A 12,932-nucleotide genomic window follows, 5' to 3' on the forward strand; every position below is an offset into this window, starting at 1 on the left:
TCAGGAACTGCGTGCCGCTGTGCTGCGCTGAGCAGCCGCTCCCATCGGGTGGCGAAGGAGTCGAGTCGCAAGGTGCGCAATGACGGTCGCACATCTGGGTGTCGGCGCGTGCTCATAGGCCCGCCGGACGGTCACTGACCACGCCGATGGCCGTCAAGTGTTGAAGTTCAGTGGTGGACGTGCCCAACACTCCTACCAGCACGTCCTCATTGTGTTGACCGTATGTCGGCGCCGGTGTCCTGATCCACTTCCTGGCGCGCCCGGCGAACGTGAACGGCATTCCGGTGGTCTTGAATCGACCCGCAACCGGATGATCGACGACTTCCCAAAATCCGACAGCGTCGAGCTGGTTGTCGCTGAGCAACTCGCACGGTTCGATCACCCTTGCCACACCGACGCCGATCGCGCGGAGCTCGTCGACAATGTGGGCAGCGGCACGCTGCACAGTCCACGCCGTGATGGCCGTGTCAAGTTCGTCGGCGCGGGCGCGCCGGGAGAACTCATCACTCAGTGACGGGTCGGCGGCAAGCCCGGGTTGGCCGATCGCGATCGCGAACGCAGGCCAGTCGGCGTCGCGTAGTACCGCGATGGCGACCCACGAATCGTCCTCCGCGCAGGGAAAGACTCCCTGGGGGCACGAGCCTGACCCGCGGTTGCCGTCGCGGCTCGGTGTTGCGCCGCCGCGCGACGCTTCGATGAGGGCTTCGGCTGCGACGTTGATCGCCGCTTCGACCATCGTCGATTCGACGTGAATTCCAGCGCCGGTGCGATCGCGAACCTCGAGCGCGGCGATGGCCGCGAACGCCGCGTGCAATCCCGCGATGGGGTCGCACGGTCCGCGGGGCACGATCGGTGGACCGTCCCTCGGTCCGGTCATCCACGCCATCCCGCTGGCTTGTTCCATCGTCTGCGCGAACCCCACTCGGTCACGCCAAGGACCATCGAGTCCGAACGCGGGCATCCGGACCATCGAAGTCGCGGAATTCACGGCATGGACCACGTCCCATTCCAGCCCGAAGTGCGCCAGCACCCGGGGTGAGAAGTTCTCGATGATCAGGTCGCTGTGCCCGATGAGGTCGAGCGCGAGCGTTCGACCCCTGGGGTGGGTGAGCTCCAGGCTCAGAGCCTGCTTGTTGGTGTTGCTGCACAGATAGACCGGCCCCCATTCCCACCACTGCCCCCAAGACGGTGGCCGGCCGTTGGCGAACCGCATGCCGTCCGGACGGCGTACACCTTCGACTTTGATGACGTCGGCACCCAGGGCCGCGAGCACCGAAGTGGCGACGGGCCCTGCCCAGAACGCCGTTAAATCCAGGATCCTGACATCGGAGAGCGGGAGCGGCGGCCGATCGCTCGACGGTGCCGTCCCGTTGGCGGAATGTCTTGACTCCCAGCATATCCGATCCGAATCGGCGCCCAGCTCAGGAGCGGGCATCGGAGCTCTGGTGGCGATTGCCGGGCTCCGGTAGGGAACGCGGGGATGGACCGCACCATCGGGTGCCACCGCGAAAACTCCCCGCTCGACGAAGTGATCGACCGTGCTCACCGAATCCGGCGTCGTGATCGCGGCTACGGGAATCCGCAACGCCGAGGCAAGTTCGATGATGTCCTGGGTCTTCTGAGCTGCCGCCCACTCGTGCACGGCCGACAAGAACTCCTCGCGTCGACGGACGCGGCCGGCGAAGGACGCCAGCTCCGCGTCATCGAGGAGTTCGGGGCGGTCGATGAGGATCAGGAAGTCCTGAAACTGCTGCGCTGTGATCGTGCAGAAGCCCACCAGGCCGTCGGCCGTCGGCACAATCGACGGCAGTTCGATACTTCGTCCGCCGACCGGTGCGTCGTCACCGAGCACGCTGTGCGCCATCGCCCCCAAAGACCCCATCGAAATCACCATCGACTCATAGATGGAGACGTCAACGACCTCACCCCTGCCGGTGCGGCGGGCATGACGGGCACACGCCGCGGCCGCGACGGCGGCAAAAGACCCCGCCACCCACTCACCGATGCGGCCGCCCGCCTGTAGCGGTTCCTCTCCGGGCCAGCCGCGGCTGCCCGTGGATCCGCACATCGCCTGCAACACAAACTCATTGACGGGAGCTTTGGTATCGCTGAGGGGACCGCGGCACCCGAACGGTGTCACCGCCACGATCACCGCCGAAGGCCGCGCGGTTCGCTCTGCCACCTCGCTCAGGGTCGACCCGTCAGAGAGGTCGGTGATGACGACGTCCGCGGCTTCGAAGAGGTCCGTCGCGGAGGCGGCCGATACCGACCTCTTTCCCGCAGCGAGGTAGCTAAACAGCACACCTTGAGCGGCTTCTGGGTCGCCACGAAATCGCCAGTGGCGCATCGGATCGCCATCGGTCGGCTCGACCTTGACCACCTCGGCACCGGCATCGGCGAGCATTTTTCCGCAGTAGGCCGCAGCTATGCCAGACGCCTGCTCGATGACCCTCAGACCAGAAAACGGCATCTGCGGGTCAGCGCGCGCGCTCGCGGCGCCCACCTCAGTTGCCAAGGACGTTCGCGCGCTTGGCGATACCCGGTGCTTCGGCCTTGAGTGCACCCTCGCGTGCTTGGGCAAAGGCCTGCTGCATCTGCGACCAGAGCTCGCGGTCTTCTGCGCCGGCCTTGCGTCCCACGTGCGTCACGACGTCGACGTCTATGGCTTGCGATCGAAGGTGGCCGGCGCGGGCGTTGTCCTTCGGGATGAATTTGAAGGGGTCGAACGAGTACGCCTTCATCGCGTTCTCATGGGTGATCTTGTTGATCACCGAATCGTCGAGGTGTCCCATCGTCTCGATGATGTCCTCGGGACCGAACGGCCAGTTGCTGTCGGAGTGCGGAAAGTCTGATTCCCAGCACAGCATGTCCTCGTTGAACCAGTCCATGTTCTTCACGCCCACTTTGTCACTGATGAAACAGGTGTAGATGTGACGTCTGAAGACATCTGTCGGCCCGTCGTATCCCGTCGGAAATTTCGGCTGCGTCCAGCCCGAATGTCGGTTGAGCACATGCTCACTGCGCCAAAGGAAGTAGGGGATCCAGCCGATATCGCCCTCGGTCAACGAGAACCTCAAATCGGGGAAGTCCGTCCAGAACTCGGCCCAGATCAGTTCGATGAGCGTGTACATGCTTGAAATCGACGAGCCAGTCATCATCACCGATGGCGGGGCATCAAGGGAAAACATAGGCGTTCTCGATGACGAACCGACGTGGGTGCAGAGCACGGTGTTGTTATCGCACGCGGCCGCGAACATCGGATACCAGTGGTCGGTGTGGATACTCGGCATCTGGAGCGCTTCCGGATTCTCCGAGAATGTCACGGCGTGACATCCCTTGTCCGCCAAGCGCTTGATCTCTTTTACCGCCTCTTCAACGTCGAAGAGCGGCAGGATGCCGCACGGAATAAACCGCCCAGGATAGGCGCCGCACCACTCGTCTACGTGCCAGTCGTTATAAGCCTTGATCATCACTAGATTGACATCGCGGTCTGGGCCTTGGTTGAGGACTTGACCGGAGAACCCAGTCCAGTTGGGGAAGTTCAGACCGGCCAGCAGCCCGCCGGCATTCATGTCACGGACGCGTTCATCGACGTTGAAGCAGCCGGGGCGCATCTCGTCGTAGCGTGAGGCATCGATGTTGTACATGTCGCGCGGCTTTCCGGCGACGGCGTTGAGTCCCAGATTGCGACCGCGCAGATCGCCGTAGTACCACTGTTCCTTGCCGTTCTCTTCGACGACTACCCGCGGCGCATACTCCTTGAACGCCGCAGGCACGTGCGCTTCGAACATGTCGGCGGGCTCGGCGATGTGGTCATCCACGCTGATCAGGATCAGGTCGTCGGCATCCATTGCGCCTCCTCGATCGTGCTTATGACGCGATGAGCGAACTGTTGATGGACTATTAGATCAATAGCTGTCGTACTGCGTCAATGACGCGGTCAGCAGCGAAGACAGTCCAGCAACCTTCACCAGCCGGCGATGCGAGCTCGTAAACGAGCCGCGAAGAACGCTTTTCAGCGGGCCGCCGCCACTGGACACAACGAACACCGTCATCAAGCCCACCATCGATGTAGCGAAGCGACGAGCATCCATGACGGACTAATAGTCCGACACGGATGCTGGTAGACGGGCCTCATCGCGCCACCATGCCTCCATCGACCAGCAGCGTCTGACCGGTGATGAAGCTCCCCGCGTCGGATACCAAAAGCAAAGCTGGCGCGACAATTTCGTCGGCGGTGGCGATCCTGTTGAGCAGCGCGCGGCGGGCCAACGCCGCCGCGAACTCGGGTGGATTACCCCGCACCATGTCGGTGTCGACAGCCCCTGGAGCCAAGGCGTTGACGCGGATGCCCTCGGCAGCGAACTCGGCGGCCATGGAACGAGTAAAAGACACCATCGACGCCTTGGCCGCTGCGTACATCGACGTGGTGGGCGAGAAGATGAACGCGCCCGCAGAAACGATATTCAGTACCGCAGCATGCTCGCTGCGCTGCAAATGCGGCAAGGCGGACTGAACCAGAAACACCGGACCCTGTTGGTTGACCGCAAACGACTTCGCCCAGGCCGCCGGAGTGATCTGGCCGATCGGCTGCGCTAAAGCATTGGCGGCATTGTTGATAACGATATCCACCCCACCAAACTCACCGACAGCGCTGTTCACCAGGGCATCGATCGCCCCGAGGTCGCCCATGTGCGTGGGTACCCCGATGGCGTTTCCGGTCGATGACGAGTTGAGAAGCGCCGCCGCCTGTTCGCAGGCGTCAGCCTTGCGGCTGGCGATCGCCACGTTGGCGCCGGCGGCAACGAGACCCTTGGCGATGGCGAGGCCGATGCCGCGGGTACCGCCGGTCACGATCGCCGTCCTTCCGGTGAGGTCGAATAGCTCCATCAGTGTTGTGTTCGACACGGCCCACTCCCCTCTACCCGCGGCGTCGCGGCATCAGATGCGCGCGAACGCCAACGCGCACATGGGTTTGCGGCATCAACCGCTCACAGGCAGTGGGGATCAACGTTTCTTCGATAGACGCCGTCTTAGTCAGGATGAACTCAATCCGCGAATTTCGGCATGTTCGGCGGCAAGCATCTGCGCGAACGGGTCCTCCGGAGGCGGCAGCGCCCAAAAGGTGCCGTCCTCCAAGGCGCGCAGTGCCCACGAGACAGCCACGTCCGGCTCGACCCCCGTCTGGTTGAGGAAGTCATGCGAGCCCTCCACCAGCTCGACGGACACGGCGGTTTCACTAGGCAGCCGCGCCGCCGACGTTCGCATGAGGTTGGTCGCCACCACCCCCGGATTCAGCACTGCGATCCTGATCGCGGGCGCCAACGTGCTCAGTTCCACGCGCAAGGACTTCGCCAGGGCAATCGCGGCAGCCTTGCTGGCGGCGTACGCGCCGCCGTAGGCCGTCGCCACCATGCCACCCATGGATGCTGTGATAACCAGGTCGGCGGCCACGCCCTGGTTCACCAGTATCGGGACGAACGTCTTGATGCTGCGGAAGAGTCCGTCCAAATTCACCCCGACGACGAACTCATATATGTCGTCCGGGGTTTCCCATACAGGCGTGCCGCTGGCAGCGACGCCGGCGTTGAGGCAAACCGCGGCAAGCGCGCCAAAGCCGGTAGCCACCTCAGCGAGGTGAGCTATCGACGCGGCGACTTGAAGATCAACCGGGACACAGTCCACGGCGACGCCAGATTCTGACAGCTGAACACGCACCTGCTCCATCGCCGCCTCGTCGATGTCGCCAATCACCACGTGCGCACCCTTCGCGGCGTAGGCCCGTGCGAACGCTAGTCCGATACCGCTCGCACCGCCGGTGACGACTGCGACTCGACCGTGCCGGCCCGCCGTAGTGCCCATCATCTCGCGCTTCCTCGCTCTGCACGTGTCAGCACCCACCGACGACGAGTCGTCTTAACGATGTGTGCACAGGATCGCCCACCGAGAATATTGCAGGCGCTATATTACATTGCGGACGCTATATTACATGTGACGGTATCTGGGTAACTCCGGCGAGGAGCAGCACAATGAAGTGTCAGGCAGCCGTACTTCGAGGCGTCGGCAAGGATTGGGAGATCCACGAAGTCGACCTCGATCCGCCACATGCCGGTGAGGTTCTGGTGAAGATGTCGGTAGCGGGCGTCTGCCACTCCGATGACCATTTCGCCACCGGAGACACCGTGCCCAGCGAGGACATGGTCGAGATGATGCGTGCGGCCGGTTCGCCGATGCCGAGCACGTTTCCGTTGATCGGCGGGCATGAGGGTGCCGGCGTGGTCGTGGAAGTCGGGGAGGGTGTCAACAGTCTCAAACCGGGCGACCACGTCGCCATGTCGTTCATCCCCGCGTGCGGCAGCTGCCGATGGTGCGTAACCGGCCAGAGCAATATTTGCGACGCCGGGGCCCACCTGAACGACAAGGAGATGACCGACGGCACCGTGCGGCGCCACCTTGGCGATGAGGCCCTCCTGGCGATGATGCAGGTCGGGACGTTCTCCGAATATGTCGTGGCCTCGGAGCGATCCGTCGTCAAGATCGATGAATCGATCCCGTTTCACGCCGGCGCGCTGGTGTCGTGCGGCGCGACGACCGGGTGGGGGTCGGCCACAGTCAGCGCCGGAACCGAGTCGGGCGACACCGTTGTCGTGATCGGCGTCGGTGGTGTGGGCATGAGTGCAGTCCAGGGGGCACGCGCCGCGGGCGCCAGACAGGTGATCGCGGTTGACCCCGTGGAATCCAAACGCGCAGCCGCTCCGTCGTTCGGGGCGACGCACACCAGCCCGTCTGCGGCAGAGGCGATCGAACTGGTCCGCGAACTCACCCGCGGTCTGATGGCCGACAGAGTCGTCGTCACCGCCGGCGTCGTCCATACCGACCTGATCCCGGTTGCCATGATGTTGACCCGCAAAGGGGGCACCTGCGTCCTCATTGGCATTGTCCCGTTGGCCGAGTTCTCGGTCCCGATGATCCTCACCGACATGATCTACTCGAACAAACAACTCAAGGGATGCCTCTACGGCGGGATGAACCCCCGAGCCGACATCCCACGATTGCTGTCCATCTACCAGTCGGGCGGATTAAAACTCGACGAGATGGTGACCCACCGCTACCAGCTCGAGCAGATCAACGACGCGATCAGGGATATGCGCAACGGCCGAAACATCCGCGGCGTCATCGACTTTCAGCCCATTTGAGTGTCCGTCGCTGGGTTCGGCGAGTCGTCAACATCTGACATAGGGGTACCCGCAGTGACCGTTCTCGATCCTGAATTGTTCCTACCGGACCCTCAGCCGCGCGAGGTGAAGTACACCGTCATCTCCGTCGATGATCACGTCGTCGAGCCCCCGCACCTGTTCGATACGTACCTTCCCGCGAAGCTGCGATCCAGGGGCCCGCAGATCATCGAGGCCGCGAATGGGGCGCAGGTGTGGGAATTCGAAGGAGCGATCTACTCCCAGGTCGGGATGAACGCCGTGGCCGGGCGCCGGCAGGAGACGGTCAACATTGAACCGTTCCGGTTCGACCAGATGCGCCCCGGTTGTTACGACATCCACGCGCGAGTCGCGGACATGAACCTCGGCGGTATCTGGGCGATGCTCAACTTTCCCTCGATGATCACCGGGTTCTGCGGTCGAGTGTTCGCGCACGCCAAGGACGTTGAAGTCGGCAAAGCGGCGGTGAAGGCGTGGAACGACTGGTTATGGACCGAATGGTTCCAGGCGTACCCCAACCGGATTATCGCTTGCGGAATCGTGTATCTGAGCGATCCGTTGGAAGCCGCCGACGAGATCCGGCGCAACGCCGCACGCGGATTCACGTCGGTGACCCTGCCGGAGCGTCCGCACGCTGTTGGACTGCCGAGCCTCTGGGAGCGCGCCTACTGGGACCCGGTCATCGAAGCCTGCGTAGAAACGGACACCGTTATCTCGTTACACGTCGGCAGCTCGGGTGGTTACCCATCGCCGCCGGGTTCGCCCATGCTCCAACTCGGCTCCACCATGTTCGGTCAGCTCTCGCTGGGCGCCTGCGCTGAATGGCTGTGGTCGGGGTATCCGTTGGATCACCCGACTCTCAAGATCGCGATGAGCGAAGGTGGAATCGGATGGGTGCCGATGCTGGTCGATCGCCTCGACAACATCGTGGACCGTTCGGGCTACGGGCTGGGCTGGGATATCCGCCCAGCAGACGTGCTGCGCAGAAACTTCTGGTTCTGCACCATCGACGATCCGTCCACCATCGCGCTGCGGCATGTGATCGGTGTCGAAAACATCATGCTCGAAACCGACTATCCTCACGGCGACGGCACGTGGCCCGATACCCAGGCCATCATCGAGAAGCACTGGGGAGACATACCCGCCGACGAGCTTCGGATGATGTGCAGTGAGAATGCCGCCAATCTGTATCGCTGCCCGCTGCCCGACGTCGTTCTACCCCTCTAACGCCGAGACGTACGGACATCCGACATGACCTTCACGCCGACCGCGGACAAGCTGATCCCTGACCTGAAGCCGAAGGAGGAGCTCGTACTGCTGGCGCGCACGCTGTGGCGAGAGGGTTACAACGACCATCTTGCCGGGCACATCACCATCAGCCTCGGCGACGGGACGCTGTTGTGCAATCCGTGGTTGTTGACCTGGGACGAGATCCGCCCGTGCGACATCATTCGCATTGACCTCGAAGGTAACCTCATCGAGGGCGATTGGCCCGTGCCACTGGGGATTCCACTTCATCTCGAACTGCACCGGGCCCGCGACGACGTGCGGGTGGCGATGCACAACCACCCCCTCTACGGCACGGTGTGGGGAGACATGCGCGAGATCCCACCGGCAATGGACCAGAGCTCGAGCCTCGGCGGCGGCCAACTGGTGCTCGTCGACGAGTACGCGGGATCGGTGAACAGTTCCGAGGCGGCCGCCAAAACCGTTGCCGCTCTGGGAGATGCCGACTTGGCGCTGCTCGCCGGGCACGGCGTATTCGTGCTTGGCTCAACCGTTCGGGCTGTCCACCAGCGGGCGGTCGCGCTCGAGCAGCGCTGCCGCAACGCGTGGTACGTGCGCGCCGCCGGTGGGGTCTTGGACTCGCCATTGCCGGCTTGGTTCAGTGAGCAGTTCCGCAGATCCGACGGCGACGGTTTCCGAGGATTCTGGGAGGCCACGGTCCGCGCGGAGCTGCGCGCCGACCCGACGTTGCTCGACGCCCCGGAGCCCTGATGTCCCGGCTGTTCCAAATCTAACAATTCGGAAGTGATCCGGCGTCCAGCCTCACTTTAATCGGTCGGCCGCTTCGCTATTCGTCTCCGGTGGCGCCTCCCGACAAGTCAACGCCGAGCCGACCTACGACAGAGAAGAGTTCCTCGTAGATGTTGCCGGGGATGGTGAACGGTTCAGTACCTGTGACTTGGGTGAAATTGGCGGCGATGTCGTCTGCTGTTGCGGCGAACTCGGTGTCGGGTAACCAGCCATCACCTAGCCCGACAAAGACGCGCGCATACCGGCCCGCGCAAGCCGAGTAATTCTCATGGCTGGATTCACACGCGCGACTAGCTAGGTAGGTCACGATGGGTACGACTTTCTCTGGGCCGATCAGGTTCATAAGCCCCAAGTTCTCAAGCGTGTTCGAGTCCACCGTCTCGGTGACCATGCGCGAGAACCCAAAGGGCAGCACAGTATTGGAAAGAATGCCGTGGTCGGCTCCCTCAAGGGCGATGATGTTGCTCAGCCCCATCAGTCCCGCCTTCGCGGCACCGTAATGTGCTTCAAGATGCTGCCCGAACATTCCGCCCGACGATGAGATGAACACGAATCTGCCGTATCCCTGTTTCTTCATCACCTTGAAAGCCGGCTGACTCAAATAGAACCCACCGTCCAAGTGAACCGCCAGCATCTGCCGCCACTGAGCCGGCGTCATCTCGTCGAACGCGATGCTGTTGAAGATGCCGGCGTTGCTTATCACTGCGTCGAGCCGTCCGAAGTGCTCGACTGCGGTCTGCACAATCGCCTCACCACCCTCAGGGCTGTCCACCGAGACGTACGACGCTACCGCCGTACCGCCTGCGTCTCTGATCTCCGCGACGACCTCGTCTGCGACTTTGGAGTCCGCTCCCTCGCCGCGCATCGTGCCGCCGAGATCATTGACCACCACTGAGGCTCCCCGCCGCGCCAAGTCCAAGGCGTAGAGCCGACCAAGACCGCGACCCGCCCCCGTGACTACCGCCACTTGATCCTTGAAATCAATCACTCAGCCATTCCTCCCTCTCGCGGTCGTGTACTGCTCATCGTCGGAAGTGACCAACCACGAAATCGAGGAGGTCGCACTCCCGTTTGGTCGTCGCACGACAACACGTCGGCCGCACCAATCGAGTCCGAGCACAACCTAGGCCGGAACATATATTTGGTCAACTATGCGGCGCGGCTGACGTCGCTACCTTTCCGCCTGGTGTTCACGCGCTCTAGGCGACGGGTATCCGGGGAGACGGTTGTATTTGTCTGCGGCACGTGCGTCGAGGACACGATTGCAAGTGGACGCTGGACCGGTCCGGTAGGTCAGCATGGACAGATGGCCGCCGGCTTAGCTATCTGGCCACCTACGGGGAATCGACGGCCACCAGTGGCAACATTTAGCCGTTCGGAAATTTCGTGGCCGCTGTCACGGCCTTTATGCCGGTTGCATCGCGAAGAATCCACATATCGCGGCGTTGCGGGCTGCGGTGAGCTGTCGTGCGAGGGTGGTGTGGAACGCGGCGATCTCAAAGCCGTGAAATGCGCCGGGGATGATCTCCAGTCGGGTGGATACTCCTGCTGACTGAAGCCTGTTGGCATAGTGCACGACTTCGTCATGAAATAGATCGGCGGTGCCCACGGAGACCCATGTGGGTGGCAGACCGGAAAGGTTCTCGCGTCGCGCCGGCGCAGCATAGGCGCTGACGCCTTCGATTCCGGGTTCGCTGCCCAGGTATGAACGCCAGCCGAAAGCGTTATCTTCGGGTGTCCATCCTCGGGCGCCGGCCACAGTTGTTCGGTGGACAGTCCGATCGTCGAGCATCGGACACATCAGGGCCTGCCCAGCCAAGTCCACCAGCCCGGAATCCACACAGCGCAGTGTCAGCGCGGCCGCGAGCCCTGCGCCCGCGGACACACCGGCGACAACAATGCGCTGCGAATCGATGTCGCCGCGCGCAACCACCCATTGCAGTGCGGCGTAGCAATCGTCGAGTGCAGCGGGGTAGGGATGTTCGGGTGCCAGCCGGTACTCAACGCTGACCACTAATGCATCAACTCTTGCGGCCATCGCGCGAACCGCACGGTCCTCCAACACCGCAGATCCCGCCACGTAACCCCCGCCGTGGATCCACAGCACCACAGGCGGCATCTTCCCCAGGCCAGGTGGCCGGCGAATTCGCACGCTGGCCGTCGAGGACACCGCGACCACCTCGCAATCACGGCACGCCAGCACTCGTCGTGCCAACGCCGTTCCTGTGCGCATGACTCGGAGATGACGTGCGAACAGACCCTTCCTATATGGCAAAAACCGAGCGACGGTGCGCAGCGATGGATCGATCTCAGCTAGACCCGTGGGGTCCTCAGTCATCGAAACTCCTTGTTTGACGTCACAGAAGGCAGTCCTGTTGACAGCATCTGATCGTCCATCACCGTGGCATCTAGACCGAAACTCAATCCACCGTGATCCCACACCAGGGCGGACCTATGTCGCCACACGCCACACGACGCCCGTCGAGCAGCACCGATGAATACGGAATCCCACGATCAAACGGCGGCATTGACCCGCCCCTTCTTGCACACACCCGAGGCTCCCCGCGACTGAGGGTTTGACGAGCTCTGAAGCTAACACCGATGGCATGTTGAACCTATCGTTTTGAACCAAATATCTGTTCCATCGTAGGGCACTCCCGAACCTGCTTGGACTGCTTCGACTGCATGGAGGAGGGCCATGCCCAGCAGCGAGCGGCTTCAACGCGAAACCGGTCGCCGGTGTGACTAAACCGCGAGTTTGTCTTTGCCGCTGTCGCATAGCGACGTAGCGGAGAACCGCCTCCGCGGGTCGTCCTCAAAGCCGAAATACCCCATACCGTTAACTCTCATCGAGTTGTTCTTCGGTGTATCCGGCCTAAGGGCTTCTTCGCGGCTCAAAGTAGGTGCAAGGCATCGGTATGCGCCCTCGAATCCGGTGGCTTTCTTGTGGCATCCGCTCGGCCCGTGGACGTTCAACGTGTGCTCACACGGCTTGCACTCCTCACGATCTGTTCCGCTCATGTCGTCCTCCGTAGGTTTGGGCTGGGGCGCATCCCCGTTGTCGTTTAAGCCACGCGGCTGACTGCGTAGCCCCCATGTTTGCTGCTCCCTATTACCTGTGCGACTGGATGCCGAATAACCGGGCGATCTGTCGGCAAGGAAGACCCCGGCGGGGGCCTTCGCGGCCAGTGCCGTCAAGGTCGGCATGAAAGAGAGTAACGGCACCTAGCTCATTGCGTCGTTCGATCCCGTGTAACCGCGGCGCGGAATAAGGCCCCACACAAACGTTTCGAAGTCCCAAGGCATCGTGAACGCGTTGCCGAGCGTTTTCCGGCTCTTCGCGAGAATGACGGTGCGGGCCGGCGCAGGTCTATCCTTTCTGAGGTATGGATTGCGTGGATGTTGAGGACATGCGTCGGCGCTGCAACGTGCACCATCGGTGGCTGCAGGAATACCCCCATGCCGTCACGTTTGGTCAGGCCTGGGCTGACCGGAATCTTGAAGAATTATCCGCTGGCGATCTGGCATCAACTCGACGATGATCGGGTCTAGCGTGCGCTTGTTCGCCTCGTGTACTGACGCGGCGTAGTCGGTGATGCGCTGCGCCAGCTCAGGCACGTTCTCTCCCACCGATCCGACGGTAGATGGAGTTATTTCGCGCACCAAACCAGCAAGCCGCTC

11 protein-coding genes are annotated in these 12,932 nt (G+C 62.6%); 3 read left to right on the plus strand and 8 right to left on the minus strand.

Going from position 1 to position 12,932, the window contains the following annotated elements; genetic code table 11:
• Nucleotides 1-112: 112 nt before the first annotated feature.
• From MRAB57_RS07875 to MRAB57_RS07890, 5 genes are all read right to left on the minus strand, one after another.
• On the minus strand, nt 113-2,470 hold the full coding sequence (locus tag MRAB57_RS07875) for a CaiB/BaiF CoA-transferase family protein (protein ID WP_077090459.1): 2,358 nt from the start codon (nt 2,468-2,470) through the stop codon (nt 113-115).
• Nucleotides 2,471-2,504: 34 nt separating this feature from the next.
• Entirely contained in the window at nt 2,505-3,851 is a 1,347-nt protein-coding gene (locus MRAB57_RS07880; RefSeq protein WP_077087074.1) for an amidohydrolase family protein, read from the minus strand.
• 57 nt (nt 3,852-3,908) lie between these two features.
• Nucleotides 3,909-4,055 carry a hypothetical protein gene (locus MRAB57_RS28500; RefSeq protein WP_157900578.1) on the minus strand — a complete coding sequence of 49 codons (147 nt, stop codon included), beginning with the start codon at nt 4,053-4,055 and terminating at the stop codon, nt 3,909-3,911.
• A 79-nt stretch (nt 4,056-4,134) separates the two neighbouring features.
• Complete coding sequence (locus MRAB57_RS07885) at nt 4,135-4,890, minus strand: SDR family NAD(P)-dependent oxidoreductase (protein ID WP_077087075.1); 756 nt, start codon at nt 4,888-4,890, stop codon at nt 4,135-4,137.
• 147 nt (nt 4,891-5,037) lie between these two features.
• Complete coding sequence (locus tag MRAB57_RS07890) at nt 5,038-5,865, minus strand: SDR family NAD(P)-dependent oxidoreductase (protein ID WP_077090460.1); 828 nt, start codon at nt 5,863-5,865, stop codon at nt 5,038-5,040.
• Nucleotides 5,866-6,029: 164 nt separating this feature from the next.
• Here MRAB57_RS07890 and MRAB57_RS07895 point away from each other — a divergent pair, with 164 nt between their 5' ends.
• From MRAB57_RS07895 to MRAB57_RS07905, 3 genes are read left to right on the plus strand one after another with little or no spacing between them, the layout of a single operon-like run.
• A complete protein-coding gene (locus MRAB57_RS07895; RefSeq protein ID WP_077087076.1) occupies nt 6,030-7,196 on the plus strand; it encodes an NDMA-dependent alcohol dehydrogenase in 1,167 nt (388 codons plus the stop codon).
• Nucleotides 7,197-7,250: 54 nt separating this feature from the next.
• Complete coding sequence (locus MRAB57_RS07900) at nt 7,251-8,441, plus strand: amidohydrolase family protein (protein ID WP_077087077.1); 1,191 nt, start codon at nt 7,251-7,253, stop codon at nt 8,439-8,441.
• Between the two features lie 24 nt (nt 8,442-8,465).
• Nucleotides 8,466-9,212, plus strand: a complete 747-nt coding sequence (locus MRAB57_RS07905; protein WP_077087078.1) for a class II aldolase/adducin family protein — start codon at nt 8,466-8,468, stop codon at nt 9,210-9,212.
• Between the two features lie 76 nt (nt 9,213-9,288).
• Here MRAB57_RS07905 and MRAB57_RS07910 read toward each other — a convergent pair whose 3' ends face one another.
• From MRAB57_RS07910 to MRAB57_RS28505, 3 genes are all read right to left on the minus strand, one after another.
• Complete coding sequence (locus MRAB57_RS07910) at nt 9,289-10,239, minus strand: SDR family NAD(P)-dependent oxidoreductase (protein ID WP_077087079.1); 951 nt, start codon at nt 10,237-10,239, stop codon at nt 9,289-9,291.
• A 417-nt stretch (nt 10,240-10,656) separates the two neighbouring features.
• Complete coding sequence (locus tag MRAB57_RS07915) at nt 10,657-11,589, minus strand: alpha/beta hydrolase (protein WP_077087080.1); 933 nt, start codon at nt 11,587-11,589, stop codon at nt 10,657-10,659.
• A 1,127-nt stretch (nt 11,590-12,716) separates the two neighbouring features.
• Nucleotides 12,717-12,881, minus strand: a complete 165-nt coding sequence (locus MRAB57_RS28505; protein ID WP_157900579.1) for a hypothetical protein — start codon at nt 12,879-12,881, stop codon at nt 12,717-12,719.
• Between the last annotated feature and the right edge of the window lie 51 nt (nt 12,882-12,932).

This window comes from Mycobacterium rhizamassiliense (assembly GCF_900157375.1).
Lineage (GTDB): Bacteria > Actinomycetota > Actinomycetes > Mycobacteriales > Mycobacteriaceae > Mycobacterium > Mycobacterium rhizamassiliense.

Coding starts and splice junctions, on each gene's coding strand:
- MRAB57_RS07875 (WP_077090459.1), bottom strand. CDS start 2,470: ATGCCGTTTTCTGGTCTGAGGGTCATCGAGCAGGCGTCTGGCATAGCT.
- MRAB57_RS07880 (WP_077087074.1), bottom strand. CDS start 3,851: ATGGATGCCGACGACCTGATCCTGATCAGCGTGGATGACCACATCGCC.
- MRAB57_RS28500 (WP_157900578.1), bottom strand. CDS start 4,055: ATGACGGTGTTCGTTGTGTCCAGTGGCGGCGGCCCGCTGAAAAGCGTT.
- MRAB57_RS07885 (WP_077087075.1), bottom strand. CDS start 4,890: ATGGAGCTATTCGACCTCACCGGAAGGACGGCGATCGTGACCGGCGGT.
- MRAB57_RS07890 (WP_077090460.1), bottom strand. CDS start 5,865: ATGATGGGCACTACGGCGGGCCGGCACGGTCGAGTCGCAGTCGTCACC.
- MRAB57_RS07895 (WP_077087076.1), top strand. CDS start 6,030: ATGAAGTGTCAGGCAGCCGTACTTCGAGGCGTCGGCAAGGATTGGGAG.
- MRAB57_RS07905 (WP_077087078.1), top strand. CDS start 8,466: ATGACCTTCACGCCGACCGCGGACAAGCTGATCCCTGACCTGAAGCCG.
- MRAB57_RS07915 (WP_077087080.1), bottom strand. CDS start 11,589: ATGACTGAGGACCCCACGGGTCTAGCTGAGATCGATCCATCGCTGCGC.